The organism is Acinetobacter sp. 'aerobic (ED)' (assembly GCF_904886855.1).
GTDB classification, from domain to species: Bacteria; Pseudomonadota; Gammaproteobacteria; order Pseudomonadales; family Moraxellaceae; genus Acinetobacter; species Acinetobacter courvalinii.
Genome location: NZ_CAJHGI010000008.1, coordinates 74,898 through 91,413, shown reverse-complemented (window position 1 = coordinate 91,413; position 16,516 = coordinate 74,898). Strand labels below are relative to the sequence as shown.

Sequence of the window (16,516 nt, the reverse complement as noted above, 5' to 3'; positions counted from 1 at the left end):
TATGGCTTTAGCTGCCTGCAAAAAACAATAATACCAACCCCACTGCCAAGCCATGTAGTCCCATAGCCCAATTTGTGAGAGACAAATCCAAGTTGGGCTGTTTCTGATAAACCACCCAAAGATACAGTGAACAAATAAAAAAGAATAAGCAATACACAGCAAAAGCCAATAAAGTTAGCCCTAGCATGATATTCCGGCTTAAATCGCCCCAGCCTCCTGCATAAACCGTCGTGTAGCTATAAATGAGCAGCACAAGCATCAACAGCAGACCGACAAAAAAAGCCATATAAGGTACTTTGCCTATTCTCTTTTTTTTATCTTGTTCTTCCATGCCATTGTTTTTCCTTATTATTGAGTAAGCTGGAAACACTCAATCCTTACTTTACCAATAATTCTCCACGGCAATATTGCCTTCACCACGGCGGTTCATAATCAGACCCCGTTGCTTCAAGGCTTCCTTGGTATCTTCCACCATCTGCGGATTACCACATAACATCACATGACTACTGTCTCGGTTAAAAGAGAGTCCTGCTGCTTTCTCCAGTTCACCATTGCCAATCAGAACCGGTAAGCGATCATGCAAGGCTGCATTCGGATCACGGGTAATAATCGGAATAAACTTAAAGCCGGTATGCCCTTCACCAAAGAGTGCTGCAATCTCCTGAATACGCTCGACATAAGCCAACTCAGATTCAGTACGAACGCTGTAAACCAGATTGATCTGCTGATATTTATTCCATGTTTCAAAATCTTGCAACATCGATAAGAATGGCGCTAGCCCCGTCCCGGTCCCCAACAACCATAAATCCTGTGGCAAAGGTTGCTGATAACGAGCAAGGGTTAAATAACCATAGGAGATCTTTTCCAGATACAGCTCATCACCCACTTTCAGATGTTGCAGATTAGAGGTAAATGCACCATCGGGGACCACAATCGAAAAGAATTCTAGCGTTTCATCAAAGGGTGAAGACACCACAGAATAAGCACGGACCACCAGTTCGCCATCCACCATTAAACCAATTCGGGCAAACTGCCCTGCAGTAAATTTAAAATGGGCTGGACGGGTCATGGTAAAACTAAACAGATTGTCAGTCCAACGCTGTACAGATAAAACCTTTTCTACGCTAAATTTTTCAATTGACATGATTTGAACGTGGCACGAAACAGTAGGCTCATGTTAGCATGATCGAATAAATGATGGATACTCAAAACATTAAGGCTATTTAACATGCGCATGACTTTACGCCAGTTGGCTGTTTTCGTGGCGGTCGCTCAAGAGGGAACTGTAACCAAAGCGAGTGATGCTGTTCGTCTCACACAAAGTGCGGCAAGTATGGCCTTAGCAGATTTAGAAGATGGTCTGGGTGCACCACTGTTTGACCGTCTCGGGAAACGCCTACAACTCAATGATTTAGGCCGCTTTCTACTTCCTCAAGCCCTTGAAATTTTAGGTCGTTGCGATGCTTTTGAGCAGGCAGCCAAAGGTGAGTTGCAAAGTATTGATTTACGTCTCGGGGCGACACTCACCATCAGTGATTATTTAATGCCTGATTTGATGGCCGATTTCCTGCAACGTCATCCACAAGCCCATTTGCAATTGCAAGTGGGTAATACCCGTCAAATGATCGAAGCGGTGAATCAGTTCCAGCTTGATCTGGCTTTAATTGAAGGTTCCTGTCATTTACCGCAACTGCAATGTATTCATTGGCGCAATGACGAACTGGCCGTGTGCTGTGCGCCGGAGCATCCGCTGGCACAACTCAACCGCCCGATTACACCGGCAGATTTTCATGAAGTGGAATGGATCTTGCGTGAAGAAGGTTCAGGCACACGTGAAGTATTTGATAATGCCATTTTACAAGATTTACCCGATGCCAATATCCGTTTAACCCTAGGCCATAACGAAGCAATTTTAAAAATCGTCGCCGGTGGTTTAGGCATGTCCTGTATCTCCAAACTGGCAATTGAACCGCTTCAGGAAAAAGGCCAGTTGGTGATTCTGGATACCCCTTATTGGGAATTAACCCGTCCGCTGTATATGCTGGTACATCGTCAGAAATATCAAGGTCCCGGTTTAAAAGCCTTTTTGCAATTCTGCGAAGCTCAGGTTTAGCTTTTTAAAATAAAAATGCTTCCAGCTGGAAGCATTTTTTATACCGTTCAATTTAGAAATCGAAGCTCACCCCGAGTTTATAAGTACGACCTGCGCCAATAATGGCATAATCATTATTAAATACCCCTGACCAATGCTTTTTATCAGCGACATTATCCACATTGACACGGAAAGTTGTATTTACGCCTCCCAGTTGAGTCGCATACTTCGCCCCTAAATCAACAATCGTATAATCAGGCAACTCTAAACTATTTGAGTTATTTAAATACTGTGTGCTCACATAGGTTGCCCGTGTATTAAAACTCAAGCCATCAATATAGGGGATCTTATAGTCTAAGCTCAGTCCCGCAGTGAAATCAGGTATGCCATAAACGGTTTTTCCCTCAAGCGCAGGCGTACCAGACTTTACATATTCCGCATCTATATAAGCCAGATGACCCAATAAGCTTAAATCCTCTGTCACATTACCGGAGAAAGACCATTCAATCCCTCGCGAACGGGTCTCAGCATCATCTTTTACGGTGGAGGAAGTCTTGTCCAGATAGATATCTGGTTTTTCAATTTGGTATAGGGCAAATGTATTGAACCATGAACCTATCTGGTATTTTGCCCCTATTTCATATTGCTTGGTTTGATAGGGAGCAAAAGTTTCACCTTTGTTTTTTGCATCTGGATAAGTGATGCTGGATACTTCAACGCCTTCAGATAAGCCCTCAACATAACTTGCATATAATGAAAGGTTGTCACCGAAAGGTTTAATCACAATACCCAGGCTTGGAGAAACCTTATCTGCTGAGTAATCGGTTTTTTTAAACAAATTTTTGGTATTAATATCCTGATAACGTGCTCCGAGAATCAATTGCAACTTGTCATCTAGCATGGAAAGCTGGTCAGTCAGGGTATAACTCACATAGCGGTTATCTGCATAAGGAACGATGTCAGGATAATTGATCGGCATTGCACCATTGTCTGCTGGGTGATACAGGTTGGTATCAAAAGCCGATACTGTTGCAGCCGCATGCTGCCAATATTTACGTGTTAAATAATCTGCCCTTAACCCGACAGTATGCTTGATGCTTTCCGTATCGAACTTTGCTTCCAGCCCCGTATTTGCAGCAACATTGTGCTCCTGTGTCCCCACTCGATAATATTGGGACTTTGCTGCCCCTGTTTCAGCATTTTGTACAATCATACGTGTACCGAAGAGATGACCGGAATATTCTTTTTCCGTATATCCCACCGCTGCGAACATTTTTAAATCTGGATTAAATTTATATTCTCCAGACAATCCAGCATATTGGCTATTCTGCTTTCCTTCAATTTTTGGGAAATAGTTATTGTTGCCGTCTGGCGCTGCAATCACCTGTTTGATCGTGCCCATTGAAACCATGGCTGGAGAACCTCCTTCCCGATGATCTCGCATCGCATAGGCATCAAAATTCAGTTTTAATTGATCTGTTGTATAGTCCAGCGCAAGCACACCTGCTGCATTGCGATCATCCATTCCATTAATCAGATGTTCTCCGCTACCATAAGTTCCGCTGGCTCGAATACCAAACTCCTGATCTGTTCCTAGACGGCGAGAGATATCAACACCAGATTTATAATATCCTCCATCTTCATAGCTGGCAGATACTTGCGTCAGATCTCGATTGGCACGTTTAGTCTGTGCCATGACCACACCACCAACACTCCCTGCTGGCGCCATACCTGCCACTAAAGCATTGGGACCTTTTAATACAGTCACAGATTCAAGAATATCTGTTGGAATACGGCCAGTCGGTGCCATCCCGAACAGTCCATTTAGATTGTAGTCTTCAAAGCCCACACTAAAACCACGAATCTGGACATTTTCATTTAAATGTCCTGCATTGGTGGTTTCACGAATACTTGGATCATTTCTTAATACTTCTGAAACAGTGGCAGCTTGTTGATCCTGAATCAGCTTATCCGAATAAGTTGTGACAGAAAACGGAGTATCAATAAGGGATTTATGGCCTAAACTGCCTAGGTTTGAATTTTTCTTAATTTTGCCATTCGCATAACTGTCTAGCTGACCGGCTTTCACCTTAATCGTTGGTAAAACTGTATTGTCTTCAGCAACGGCAAACATCGGTAATGCAATGAGAGATAAAAATAATAGATTCTTTTTCATGTAATCAGTCCCCGATAAAAATTTGATCACATTATATAAGACAAATTAACAAATGATAATAAAAATCATTAACAACATCATAACTATTATTTATTACTTCTTTTACATTCTCTCATAAGACGTTAAATTGTTTCTCCTCATCTCTAAAAATATAGCTCTAAGCGCCAATGCAGCCTCATAGATCAATGAATATCTTACCAACGGGAATCATTTTCACAAGGTATACCATCGTTATCACCATCCATTTTGGTATCAGGACAATTTTTAATAAAGAATTCAGCTTCCGCACGAGAATTCATCTGAGAACAATGTTGCCTTCCATCACAGCGAAACTGAGTGTTGGCAGCACCGCTCGAACGCGTTGCTTGCATCGGCTGCACCTGTTGATGCTGTAAAGCCCGCTCGGTCTTTTCTGAGAACTTCAGCTTAGGTAATTCACCAATTGCTTTGCGTTGTTGTTCTATAATTCTGCTTTGTTCCTCTGCCAATCGTGCGGCTTTAAATTGTTTTGATTGCTGGTAAGACTGATATTTTTGAAAAACCAAAGCACTTAAGATTGCAATTATAATCAAGCCTAAAATGGTAAAGGTTAGCCCTTTGTTCGACTGAGATCGACTACGGCCAGATAACGCAGGTACGGACAATTTTTCATTTGCCGTGACTTCAGAAATAGAACGTGATTCTTGTAAGCCCAGCCTGACAATATTGACTGCTTTAAATTTTCCACGTTCTTCAACCACTAGAAATTTGAGTCTTTCCCCAAGTTTCGGCTCACCCGTCTTCTTCGGAAAATCAGAAATATGAAAGAAAATATCTGATGCTCTTCCTTCTACCTGTATAAAACCGAAACCACGCTCAGCATTATATTTTTTAATTTTCCCCTCAAGGATCATGCTCTATACTCTATTTTTATATAGGCACTATTCTAATAAAAAAGAGGCGCTAAAGCCTCTTTTCTCATCATATTTAAATGGATAACTGAACAAAGAAATAATAAATAAAGCGCAGTTAACGGCGGAAGTTTGACAATAATGCCGATGTAATCGAATTATTGTGCTCAGCAATTTTGGTCTTCTTGGTTTTGGCAGGATTCGGATCAAGACGTTCAATCTTGGTCGCTTTGTACTTCCCGTCATTTTCAACCACGATAAATTTCACTTTTTCATTTCTTTTCGGCTCAGTATCCGCTGGATATTCGGAAATATGAAAAAATACATCCCCTTCAGAAGTGCCAATAAAACCAAAGCCTTTGTCTGGATTATATTGTTTAATTTTGCCTTGATAGAATTCTTGCTTCATGACATTTATCCTATTTTCTCAATGCGATGATGACAGTATATAAAAATAAAAAAGAGACTTTCAATCGATCCCCAAAACAGCTTCAGGATGAGATCAAGTCTCTTTTTATGAATGTGTCAAAAATTAGTCTTTTTGAACACTACCAAAGATTTTATCGCCAGCATCACCCAGACCAGGAACGATATAACCTTCTTCATTTAAACCTTGGTCAATCGATGCGGTATAAATGCGAACATCCGGATGTGCCGCTTCAACTTTAGCTACGCCCTCTGGTGCAGCCACCAGCACCATAACACGAATATCTTTACAGCCACTGGCTTTCAATACATCAATCGCAGCGATGAGTGAATTACCCGTCGCCAGCATTGGATCAATAATCATGGCCAGACGATTGGCAACATCTGGTACTAACTTTTTATAGTAAGTACGAACTTCTAAAGTTGCTTCATCACGCTCTAAACCCAAAACACTCACTTTGGCACTTGGGATCAGGCTCAATACGCCTTCCAGCATCCCAATACCCGCACGCAAGATCGGTACAATGGTGATTTTCTTCCCTGCGATACGCTGAGTTGAGACTTTCCCTGCCCACCCATCAATTTCATGCTCAACAACAGGAAGATCCTTTGTTGCTTCATAAGTCAGTAACATCGTGACTTCTTGCGCTAATTCACGAAAGTTCTTGGTACTGATGTCAGAACGACGTAGTAAACCAAGTTTATGGCGAATTAGCGGATGACGAATTTCTTGAATCGACACGAGTGAGTACCTAGGTAATGTTAATCTTTGTCTATTATAAAGCGTTTTTTTACTCGGCAATAAAAAAGCCCCCAATTTTGGAGGCTTTTTTGTACAAATCAGACGATTACTGTTGTTGAGACAACATAAAGTGCAATGGAGACAAGATCTCAGCCTTCAAAGCCAGATTAATCATCGGATCTGGATAGACACCCATCACGAACACCAGTAATGCAGCAGCAAGCACCATCAAGCCACCTACTTTAGTTCCCCAGTGTGCATCGGCATCAATACGTGGTACATCTGGTGGTGTCATGTACATCACCACCATCACACGTAAGTAGTAATACAAACCGATACCACTACCTACCACGATCATGGCAGCCAGGAACCAGTGCTGTGTGGTGACCGCAGCCATCACTACAAGGAACTTACCAATAAAGCCTGCAGTTAATGGAATACCTGCTAAAGACAGCATCATTACCGTTAATGTTGCAGTCAAGATCGGACGGCGCCAGAACAAACCACGGTAGTCGGCAAGACTTTGTGCTTCATCCACGTTGTTGTACGGGCTCGACATCAATGCAACTGCACCGAACGCACCGATAGTAGTAAGTACATAGGTAATCACGTAAACCGTTACGCTACCGAGGCTTGCATAAGTCATGCTGATCAAAGCAATCAGCAAATAACCAAAGTGTGCAATGGATGAATAACCGAGGATACGCTTCAAGTTGACTTGACGTACTGCAAGTAAGTTACCCACCACAATCGACAAGACTGCAATGATGGTAATCACTGTCACAATCGATTCAATCAGGATCGCGCCCGAAGTGAGTAAGTAACGCACAAATAAACCGATCGTTGCCACTTTCGCAGCCGTAGCCAAAAAGGTAGCCATTGGCGCTGGTGCACCAGCATATACATCTGGCGTCCATTTATGGAATGGCGCAAGTGAAAGTTTGAATGCAACAGCAAAGATAATTAAGCCTAAGCCCAATAATACCATGGGTTGTTTGATAGCAGTAAACAATGCCTGAACAGAGTCATAGAATGACAATGAACCGGTATAAGCATAGATATACGCCATACCCATCAACAACATTGCAGACGCAGTCGCTGAAAGTACTAGGTATTTAATCCCCGCTTCCAAAGACTGGCTACGTTGATAGGTATACGCCAACATGCCGTACACAGGAATCGACATCAACTCTAAGCTAATGAAGAATGCTGCATAGTGCGAACTTGCCACCAATAACATTGCACCTGCCACTGAAGATAGCAGCAAGATGTAAAGTTCTTCGCGGTTTTCCTTATAGGTCTCGATATACGCATGAGACAAAGTACAGCACGCCAAGGCAGCAATCAGAATCAGGAATTGATAGAGCATGGTAAATGGATCAACCATAAACATGCCCATCACGTTGACTGGGGCAAAGTGCCCAGTAAACATGGTGTATGCAATAAAGATTGCAGCAAGGTTTAAACCGACAACCGAAGTGGTCGCAATGAGGTTGTGATTACGCTTAATCGCGGTCAACAACATCACGACGATTGCGGTCAGTGCCACAATCATCACGGGAGCTAAAGGCATCAGCTCAGAAAAAGAAATTGTGAAGTTCATGGTTTATTGCATCTCCACATGTTCAAGTTGAGTTGCAGCCTGTTGAACAGTTTCAACAACTTCTTGTACTGGCATATAACTATTTACTAACCACTGCATGCTTGAATGTGACATATCCAGGAATGTTTGTGGGTAAATACCTAACCAAACCAGACCGATCACACAGATCATCAAAATGCTAACTTCACGCACTGATAAATCTTTCAGAGGAGTTTTGTAGTGTTGCTTTTGCTCTGGGTTTGGCTCACCAAACAATGCTTTGTGAATCAGGATCAGACCGTAAAGACCAGCAAATACCAGACTCACTGCTGCAATGATGGTGAAAGCTGGATAAGCTTTGAATGAACCCATCAAGATCAGGAATTCACCAATAAAGTTACCTAGACCTGGTACACCAACCAATGCTGCTACAAAGAACATCAGGAAGAATGGCAAGTATTGCAGCTGACCACGCAGACCGCCCATTAAACGTAAATCACGTGTGTGTAAACGCTCATACACCTGACCAGACATAATGAACAATGCAGCAGATGACAAGCCATGTGCCAACATCATGATCATGAGGCCCTGGAAGGTCAGGATATTACCTGCATAGATTGCAAGTAAGATGAAACCCATGTGCGAAATAGACGTATATGCAAGTAAGCGCTTCATATCAGTTTGCTGGTAAGCAAGGAATGCGCCGTAGAAAATACCAATCAAGCCCAGAATAATGGCGATATCAGCGAATTGTGCTGACGCTGCCGGGAAGAATGGAATAACGAAACGAAGCAAACCGTAGGCAGCTGTCTTAATCAAGATACCCGCTAAATCCACAGAACCCGCTGTTGGTGCTTGCGCATGCGCATCAGGCAACCAGCCGTGTAATGGGAATACCGGTAATTTCACCGCAAAGCCGATGAAGAAACACAGCATGAATGCATAAGCAACTTCAGGTGGTAAGTGGTTCGCAACCGCCAAGAGGTAGTTGTAATCGAAACCGATCATGCCTGTCATCATGTAGCCATAGACCACGAGGCCCAAGATACCGATCAACATGATCAAACCAGCGATTTGGGTATAGAGGAAGAATTTGGTTGCAGCGTAAACACGTGAACGACCATTCGAACCTTTATGACCCCATAACGCGATCAGGAAGTAGATTGGTACCAGCATCATCTCCCAGAAGAAGAAGAACAGGAACAGATCAATCGCCAGGAATACACCAATGACCCCACCTAAACTCCAAAGCAAGTTTAAATGGAAGAAACCAACATTCTTTTGAATCTCACCCCATGAACAGCCAACTGCAAGTACACCGAGTAATGCGGTTAACAACACCATAAGAAGAGATAAACCATCCACTGCCAAGTGAATGCTAATACCTAAAGTCTGAATCCATGGAAGATGGAATTCAGCCGCCCAAGTCGGGACTTTACCGCCCAACTCGTAGCTATATGTACCACTTTGCCAAAGTGCAATGCCCAAACCAAAAGTAATGAGCATACCAATTAAGGCAATCCAGCGCGGTAAGTGCTGGTCGAATTTATCAACCAACCAGCAAATAAAACCAGCAATGAAAGGAACTAAAATCAGTGCGGGTAAAATTAAATTGTTTTCCATTTTATTTCCCCACAACCTGAATCACGATCAAGATCATCAATAACACCACTACACCGAGTGACATGCTTGATGCGTATTCACGTAATGAACCTGTTTGACGCGAACTTGTAAAGCTATTACCGCCCTTCACAATAGCAGGGAGCACTAACCATAAACCGTCAACCGGATCACGACCTAAAATTTTCGCAATCAATAAGTAAGGTTTTACAAAGACGATGTCATACAAGGCATCAAAACCGAATGCTGTACGGCAGATATGCGCTAAACCTGAACCCAAAGAACTTTGAGCAAATGATTTAACTGCACCATACGCAAAGGCAAACAAGAAGATACCCACAGCCAGACCCACAAGGGCAACACCACTTGCTAAGTGTTCAGCATGAGAAACAGCAGCTTCTAAGCTTTCAGGAATCACAAAACTTGGAATATTTGCAGTCGTCAATAACTTGGCAACGGGTGCTTGTAAGAAGTAACCAATACCTGTTGACAATGCAGCAAGAATCGCAAGCGGACCCCAGTAAGTGACACCATGAATGGCATGTGCATGGGTTTTCTCTTCGCCGAAGAAGACCACCCAGATTAAGCGGAAGGTATAGATCGACGTTAAGAATGCGCCTGCAACACCCACCCAGTACAAGGTATTGTAAAGTGGAAGATTAGCAATGGTCGACTGAGCATATACCGCACCCAAGATCGCATCTTTAGAGAAGAAGCCCACGGTTACGATTGGAAGTGCTGCCAATGCGCCACCACCGATCACGAAACACCAGAATACGAATGGGATCTTGTGACGTAATCCACCCATTTTGAAAATGTTCTGTTCATGATGACATGCAAGAATGACTGCACCTGAAGAAAGGAACAATAATGCTTTAAAGAAGGCGTGAGCCAGCATGTGGAATAAACCTGCCTGGTACGCTTCAGCACCCACCGCCATAAACATATAACCGAGCTGACTCATGGTTGAGTAAGCCAGAATACGTTTGATATCGGTTTGAACCAATGCGGCAAAACCAGCCACAAGCAAAGTTACTGCACCCGTAATCGAGATGAACTGCATTACTTCTGGTGCCATTTCCATCACAGAGAACATACGGCAGCATAAGTACACACCCGCTGTTACCATGGTCGCAGCGTGGATCAATGCAGATACTGGTGTAGGACCCGCCATCGCATCGGCTAACCAGGTTTGCAATGGGATTTGCGCAGATTTACCTGCTGCACCCAAGAACAACATCAATGCGGTCCAGATCGACAATGATGAGCTTTGCGTCATTACGGTCGCTGCATTTTCAACAATGTACTGTGTATTCAAAGTACCAAACTGTTGATAAAGCAAGAACAATGCAATCAGTAAGAAAACGTCACCCACACGTGTTACGGTGAATGCCTTGATTGCTGCCCAGCCATTTGCAGGATTTGAGTAGTAGAAACCAATCAACAGGTATGAACACAGACCTACGCCTTCCCAACCCAGGAATAATAACGCCAGGTTATCACCGAGTACCAACAACAACATGCTGGCAACGAACAGGTTGAAATAAGAGAAGAAACGCGCATAACCTTCTTCACCACGCATATACCATGAAGCGAAGATGTGAATCAGGAAACCAACACCTGTGATCATGCCGGTCATCAATAATGACAAGCCGTCTAAATGTAAGCTGATGCCTGGCTCAAAACCGCCAACACTGAACCAGGTCCATAAATGCTGAACAAAAACGGTTTGACCGCTGCTGGTAAATGCAAGACCGGCAATTAAAGCAAATAACGCAGATAAACCAACTGAACCGACACCAATAATGGCAGCGACATTTTCAGAAAGTTTGTCACGCCCTGCCGCTAAAAGGATAAAACCAATGAGCGGGAATAAAACGGTTAAATATAATGTACTCATCCGCGCATCTCACTAGCAGCATCCACATCCAGATGATGGAAGCGATGATAAAACTGAAGGACGATCGCAAGACCGATACATGCCTCTGCTGCAGCAAGGGTCAGAATCAGGATGAACATGACTTGTCCATCTGGCTGTGCCCAAACACTACCTGCCAAAACGAATGCCAACGCAGCAGCATTCATCATGATTTCAAGGCTCATTAGCATAAATAATAGGTTGCGTCGCACCATCACACCGTAAAAACCCAGTGCAAAAAGGATGGTTGCAACGATCAAACCATGTTCTAAAGGGATGTGTCCCATTATTCTTTATCCTCTTCTGCACCTGGTTCACGTTTGCCTAAGTGGAATGCTGCAACCAGTGCTGCAAGCAATAACATCGCGGCAACTTCTACCAATAATAGATAGTGAGTAAATAGGGCTTGACCGACTGCTTTCGGGCCAACAACTTCTGTACCCATTGGCGCAGAAATTGTGGTGTATTCACCGCCTAACATCCATACCAGAATCAAGCCTAACAAGAAGCTCATCAGTGCAGGATAGGCCCAGGCATCTGAGGTCAACCATTTGCTTTCCTGTTCAATCGTATCCTGACCAAGATTCAGCATCATGACAACGAAGACGAACAAGACCATGATGGCACCTGCATACACGATGATCTCAAGCGCACCAGCAAACGGCGCGCCTACGATCATGAAAATGCCTGCAACAGCAAGAAGAGAAACGATCAAACTTAATAATGCATGTACAGGATTGGTGTTGGTCACAACACGTACTGTCGAAACAATGGCCACGAGTGCCATCAAATAAAATGGCCACATCATGGTAATAAGCTCCGTACATCAACTGGTGCACTTTCTTTTTGTGCCTGACCTTTGTCTTTACCGCTCACCGCCATACCGGTAACACGATAGAAGTTGTAGTCAGGATATTTACCCGGTCCTGAGATGAGTAAGTTTTCTTTCTCATAGACCAAGTCCTGACGTACATATTCACCGAGTTCGAAATCTGGTGTCATTTGAATCGCAGTGGTCGGACAAGCTTCTTCACACATACCGCAGAAAATGCAGCGCGAGAAGTTGATACGGAAAAATTCCGGATACCAACGTCCATCTTCTTTTTCCGCTTTCTGCAATGAAATACAGCCAACCGGGCAAGCCACCGCACAAAGGTTACATGCCACACAACGCTCTTCACCATCCGGGTCACGTGTTAACACGATACGACCACGATAGCGTGGAGGTGCAATTTGTTCACCTGGTACTTCTGGATACAAGATCGTGTCACGTTTACGCGTTACATGGCTGAACACCATCCATAACGAACGTACAATCGATCCGAAGCCAGCTAGAATTTTATACATTTTGTACTCCCTGCTGTCCTAGGCCTGATTCATCAGAATCACAGCACCAGTCACTAACAAGTTGACCAACGCCAATGGCAAACAAACTTTCCAACCAAAGTTCATCACTTGGTCATAACGCGGACGCATTAACGAACCACGTGCCAAGACAAACATCATTACAAAGAATGCTGTTTTAATCACGAACCAGAATAATGGTGGAACAAATGGAATTTCCAGGTTAAATGGTGCAAGCCATCCGCCGAAGAATAAAGTTACGATCAAGGCAGAGATCAAGACCACGTTGACGTATTCCGCAACGAAGAACATCCCCCACTTCATCCCACCGTATTCTACGTGGTAACCTTCGGCCAATTCTTGCTCAGCTTCCGGTTGGTCAAATGGATGACGATGCGTAACCGCAACACCCGCTACCACAAAGATCAGGAAGCCTAAGAATTGCGGAATGATGAACCACATATCACGTTGTGCTTCAACAATCTCACGCATGTTGAATGAGCCTGCAATCGCAACCACACCCATCAACGAGATACCCAAGAACACTTCATAAGAAATGGTTTGAGCAGCAGAACGCAGACCACCGAGTAATGAGTATTTGTTGTTAGATGCCCAACCACCAAATAGCACTGCATAAACTGCGATACCCGCCATTGCCATAAAGAACAATAGGCCGATACTCATGTCCGCAACGCCCAGTGTAGGACTTACTGGAATCACCATGAACGAAAGTACCGCAGTTGCCATCGCAACTGCTGGTGCTAAACGGAAAGTCAACTTATCCGCAAACTTTGGTGTCCAGTCTTCTTTGAACATGATCTTGAGCATGTCGGCAACGATCTGGAACATACCACCCGGACCAACACGGTTTGGACCATAACGGTCTTGCCATAATGCCAAGAGACGACGCTCAATAAATGACATTAACGCAGCAACCAAAACCACCACCAGCAAGATCACAATGGCTTGAATCACTGAATAAGCGATTGGCCAGTTCTCAGCCCAAAGTGGCGTTTGACGTATAATTTCTTGATTCATGAATTACACTCCTACCGCCACAGACACTGGCTCTGCCAATGAAACTGTTGGTGCCAGACCAATTGGATAACCGATATAACCTGTTGGTAAATATTCGATCACTTGTACAGGTAAGCTGATGCTGGTCTCGCCCGCTTGCACGGTAATACGTTGACCATCCTGAACCTTTAAACGGGTCGCATCTTGCTCGCCCACCGCAAACATCGCTTCAGGAATACGAGATTCCATTGCAGGTGTTTTAATGGTGAATTCGCCAGAACCAAAAATATGGTGCATTGGTACAAGACGGAAGCTTTCAGGATTCACAACAACTGCTGATGGCGCCACATAGCTACGTGCAGGACGTTTTGCTAAACGATCGAATAAACGCACACCCGAATCACCACCTTTTAAGTGACCGCCCACTTCATCCTGGTATTTGTTCCAGGCTTGTGGTGAGTTCCAGCCCGCAGACCATGCGAATGGGACCAGTGACGATGCGGTCTGATTCCCCACATAACCTTCCATTGAGAAGGTTAATGCCGAATCAGGATCAGTCGGTTGTTTCGGTTCGTGAACCGATAATGGCGCACGCATTGCAGTACGGCCAGAATAACGACGTGGTTCACGTGCAATCTTCAAACCATGAATACGATAGCCCGCATCCGGTGCAACATCCTGAATCGCTTCAAGCACAGGAACATTCTTCACGATGTCATCAATCACATCATCAAGAAGTGTCCAGTCTACCGCTTTGCCTTTAATACCCGTCTCAATGGCATGTAACCAGCGCCAAGATTCTTTGATCGCATATTCAGGCTTGTAGTAGCTTGGGTCATACACTTGATAGAAACGTTGTGCACGGCCTTCTTGGCTCACGACAGTACCATCACCCTCAGCAAAGCTTGCTGCTGACAGGACGATATCTGCAAGTTTCAAGGTTTCAGTTTCACTATGATCGAGTACGATCACAGTTTCAGCCTTGTCAAATGCAGCTTTCACTTGCGCTACAGGTAAACGACGAGTCAAGTCATTTTCAATGACAACCACTGCATCATAATCTTGTGCAAATGCTTGCTCCAAGCTTAATCCGCCAAATAGTGCCAAGCCCATTGAGTTCACTTCAGGAACGGTCAATGACAAGCCAGCATGTTCACCAAGGTTTTGCGCAACTTGAGCCGCAGCTTCCATGATGGCAGGATCTTGTAAGCTGGTACCCGAGATAATCAATGGCTTTTTCGCCGCTTTCAAGGTATCCGCAATGGTTTGCGCAAATGCTTTGGCATCATCCGCCAAACCAGAAAGCGCTTCGCCTTTAACCGCCGCAGCAACCGCGAAACCTAAACGTGCGATGTCATTTGGAGATGCAACCACTTCACCTGTTGCCACATCCGCTAAACGGGTTTGTGTTGCAGCAAGGATATAGATTGGTGATTTTGCATCTTGACCAATACGTTGAACAGGTTCAGCCAACCAGTCTGGAGTACGTGTTGCAGCAGCCATTTCTTTGGCTTTGTTTTTCGCAGCTTGACGAACCGATAAAGCCATACGTGGCGCAGTTTGGGTTAAGTCTTCACCCAGGATCAACACGGCGTCATAGCTTTCAATTTCACGCATGTTCGGGTTATAGATGCCCTGTGTTTGCATGATTGATGCTGCCAACTCCACCAGATTCTGGTCTTTTTGCGACATACCGGTTGAATAGTTGTCTTGGCCAACCAGTTCGCGAAGTGCGTAGTTTGATTCCAGGCTTGCGCGTGGTGAACCAATACCTAACACTTTCTTGCCTTGCAATTGGGCAATCACCTGATCCAGTGCCTGATCCACACTCACAGTTGCAACCGTTTCAGCATTGCGGAATTGCGGTTGACGTGGACGGTCTGCACGGTTCACATAGCCTGTACCAAAACGGCCTTTGTCACAAAGGAAGTACTGGTTGACTGAACCGTTGAAACGGTTTTCAACACGACGGATTTCGCCATAACGCTCACCCGGAGAGATGTTACAACCTGAAGAACAGCCATGACATACGCTTGGCGCATACTGCATATCCCATTTACGGTTGTAGCGTGCTGAGTGGGTTTTATCGGTGAATACACCGGTTGGACACACTTCAGTCAGGTTACCCGAGAATTCAGATTCTAAAGTGCCTGATTCTGGACGACCGAAATACACACGTGAAGCGTTGGCATAAACACCAAAGTCAGTACCGCCAGCATAGTCTTTGTAGTAACGCACACAACGGTAGCACGCGATACAACGGTTCATCTCATGCGCAATAAACGAACCTAACTCTTGGTTATAGTGGGTACGTTTGGTAAAGCGGTAGCGACGACGGTCGTGCTGGGTCATCACCGTCATATCTTGTAAATGACAGTGACCACCTTCTTCACAGACTGGACAGTCATGCGGGTGATTGGTCATCAAGAATTCAACGATCGACGCACGGAAATCCGTTGCTTCTTTGTCTTCAATCGAGATATAGGTATTGTCGGCAGCAGGTGTCATACATGACATCACCAAGCGTCCACGCGTGTCCTCAGGATTTGCATACTGAGTCACCGCACATTGACGACATGAACCAACAGAACCTAAGGATGGGTGCCAACAAAAATACGGGATGTCGATGCCAAGGCTGAGACATGCTTGTAGCAAGTTTTCTGAGCCGTTAACTTCATACGATTTTCCATCGACATGAATTGTAGCCAT

15 protein-coding genes are annotated in these 16,516 nt (G+C 44.4%); 1 reads left to right on the top strand and 14 read right to left on the bottom strand.

Annotated elements, in window-relative coordinates:
- Nucleotides 1–7: 7 nt before the first annotated feature.
- Both JO943_RS15420 and JO943_RS15415 read right to left on the bottom strand, forming a co-directional pair.
- Complete coding sequence (locus tag JO943_RS15420; RefSeq protein ID WP_199974465.1) at nt 8–331, bottom strand: hypothetical protein; 324 nt, start codon at nt 329–331, stop codon at nt 8–10.
- Between the two features lie 51 nt (nt 332–382).
- Nucleotides 383–1,144, bottom strand: coding sequence for a ferredoxin--NADP reductase (locus JO943_RS15415; RefSeq protein ID WP_005228934.1), 762 nt, complete (start codon nt 1,142–1,144; stop codon nt 383–385).
- 84 nt (nt 1,145–1,228) lie between these two features.
- Between JO943_RS15415 and gigC the strand changes: the two genes are divergently transcribed.
- Entirely contained in the window at nt 1,229–2,113 is an 885-nt protein-coding gene (gene gigC / locus JO943_RS15410) for a LysR family transcriptional regulator GigC (protein ID WP_005228933.1), read from the top strand.
- Between the two features lie 52 nt (nt 2,114–2,165).
- On the opposite strand, the gene JO943_RS15405 is transcribed toward gigC, so the two are convergent.
- From JO943_RS15405 to nuoG, 12 genes are all read right to left on the bottom strand, one after another.
- On the bottom strand, nt 2,166–4,226 hold the full coding sequence (locus JO943_RS15405; RefSeq protein WP_202741297.1) for a TonB-dependent receptor: 2,061 nt from the start codon (nt 4,224–4,226) through the stop codon (nt 2,166–2,168).
- A gap of 236 nt (nt 4,227–4,462) precedes the next feature.
- Nucleotides 4,463–5,161, bottom strand: coding sequence for a cold shock domain-containing protein (locus JO943_RS15400; protein ID WP_202741243.1), 699 nt, complete (start codon nt 5,159–5,161; stop codon nt 4,463–4,465).
- Between the two features lie 115 nt (nt 5,162–5,276).
- Nucleotides 5,277–5,567 (bottom strand): cold shock domain-containing protein, encoded by a 291-nt coding sequence (locus JO943_RS15395; RefSeq protein WP_005228930.1) that lies wholly within the window; start codon nt 5,565–5,567, stop codon nt 5,277–5,279.
- Between the two features lie 123 nt (nt 5,568–5,690).
- Complete coding sequence (upp, locus tag JO943_RS15390; protein WP_004770784.1) at nt 5,691–6,326, bottom strand: uracil phosphoribosyltransferase; 636 nt, start codon at nt 6,324–6,326, stop codon at nt 5,691–5,693.
- A gap of 106 nt (nt 6,327–6,432) precedes the next feature.
- Nucleotides 6,433–7,929, bottom strand: a complete 1,497-nt coding sequence (nuoN, locus tag JO943_RS15385) for an NADH-quinone oxidoreductase subunit NuoN (RefSeq protein WP_005228929.1) — start codon at nt 7,927–7,929, stop codon at nt 6,433–6,435.
- A 3-nt stretch (nt 7,930–7,932) separates the two neighbouring features.
- Nucleotides 7,933–9,531, bottom strand: coding sequence for an NADH-quinone oxidoreductase subunit M (gene nuoM / locus JO943_RS15380; protein WP_005228928.1), 1,599 nt, complete (start codon nt 9,529–9,531; stop codon nt 7,933–7,935).
- Nucleotide 9,532: 1 nt separating this feature from the next.
- Nucleotides 9,533–11,428 (bottom strand): NADH-quinone oxidoreductase subunit L, encoded by a 1,896-nt coding sequence (gene nuoL / locus JO943_RS15375; RefSeq protein WP_032868073.1) that lies wholly within the window; start codon nt 11,426–11,428, stop codon nt 9,533–9,535.
- Nucleotides 11,425–11,733 (bottom strand): NADH-quinone oxidoreductase subunit NuoK, encoded by a 309-nt coding sequence (gene nuoK / locus JO943_RS15370; protein ID WP_004770776.1) that lies wholly within the window; start codon nt 11,731–11,733, stop codon nt 11,425–11,427. Before nuoK ends, nuoL begins: the two co-directional genes overlap by 4 nt.
- The gene (nuoJ, locus tag JO943_RS15365; RefSeq protein ID WP_171062196.1) at nt 11,733–12,251 is read right to left on the bottom strand and encodes an NADH-quinone oxidoreductase subunit J; all 519 of its coding nucleotides are present in this window, start codon (nt 12,249–12,251) and stop codon (nt 11,733–11,735) included. Before nuoJ ends, nuoK begins: the two co-directional genes overlap by 1 nt.
- The gene (nuoI, locus tag JO943_RS15360) at nt 12,251–12,793 is read right to left on the bottom strand and encodes an NADH-quinone oxidoreductase subunit NuoI (protein ID WP_005228926.1); all 543 of its coding nucleotides are present in this window, start codon (nt 12,791–12,793) and stop codon (nt 12,251–12,253) included. The genes nuoJ and nuoI overlap by 1 nt, the downstream gene beginning before the upstream one ends.
- 18 nt (nt 12,794–12,811) lie before the next feature.
- Nucleotides 12,812–13,828, bottom strand: a complete 1,017-nt coding sequence (nuoH, locus tag JO943_RS15355) for an NADH-quinone oxidoreductase subunit NuoH (RefSeq protein ID WP_004655440.1) — start codon at nt 13,826–13,828, stop codon at nt 12,812–12,814.
- Nucleotides 13,829–13,831: 3 nt separating this feature from the next.
- Nucleotides 13,832–16,516 (bottom strand): NADH-quinone oxidoreductase subunit NuoG, encoded by a 2,685-nt coding sequence (nuoG, locus tag JO943_RS15350; protein ID WP_202741242.1) that lies wholly within the window; start codon nt 16,514–16,516, stop codon nt 13,832–13,834.

Bases quoted from the DNA above. Each gene is read 5' to 3' on its own strand.
- JO943_RS15420 (WP_199974465.1), bottom strand. From the start codon at position 331: ATGGAAGAACAAGATAAAAAAAAGAGAATAGGCAAAGTACCTTATATG.
- nuoL (WP_032868073.1), bottom strand. From the start codon at position 11,428: ATGAGTACATTATATTTAACCGTTTTATTCCCGCTCATTGGTTTTATC.
- nuoI (WP_005228926.1), bottom strand. From the start codon at position 12,793: ATGTATAAAATTCTAGCTGGCTTCGGATCGATTGTACGTTCGTTATGG.
- JO943_RS15395 (WP_005228930.1), bottom strand. From the start codon at position 5,567: ATGAAGCAAGAATTCTATCAAGGCAAAATTAAACAATATAATCCAGAC.
- nuoH (WP_004655440.1), bottom strand. From the start codon at position 13,828: ATGAATCAAGAAATTATACGTCAAACGCCACTTTGGGCTGAGAACTGG.
- JO943_RS15400 (WP_202741243.1), bottom strand. From the start codon at position 5,161: ATGATCCTTGAGGGGAAAATTAAAAAATATAATGCTGAGCGTGGTTTC.
- JO943_RS15415 (WP_005228934.1), bottom strand. From the start codon at position 1,144: ATGTCAATTGAAAAATTTAGCGTAGAAAAGGTTTTATCTGTACAGCGT.
- JO943_RS15405 (WP_202741297.1), bottom strand. From the start codon at position 4,226: ATGTTTGCCGTTGCTGAAGACAATACAGTTTTACCAACGATTAAGGTG.
- gigC (WP_005228933.1), top strand. From the start codon at position 1,229: ATGCGCATGACTTTACGCCAGTTGGCTGTTTTCGTGGCGGTCGCTCAA.
- nuoN (WP_005228929.1), bottom strand. From the start codon at position 7,929: ATGAACTTCACAATTTCTTTTTCTGAGCTGATGCCTTTAGCTCCCGTG.
- nuoK (WP_004770776.1), bottom strand. From the start codon at position 11,733: ATGGGACACATCCCTTTAGAACATGGTTTGATCGTTGCAACCATCCTT.
- nuoM (WP_005228928.1), bottom strand. From the start codon at position 9,531: ATGGAAAACAATTTAATTTTACCCGCACTGATTTTAGTTCCTTTCATT.
- nuoG (WP_202741242.1), bottom strand. From the start codon at position 16,516: ATGGCTACAATTCATGTCGATGGAAAATCGTATGAAGTTAACGGCTCA.
- nuoJ (WP_171062196.1), bottom strand. From the start codon at position 12,251: ATGTGGCCATTTTATTTGATGGCACTCGTGGCCATTGTTTCGACAGTA.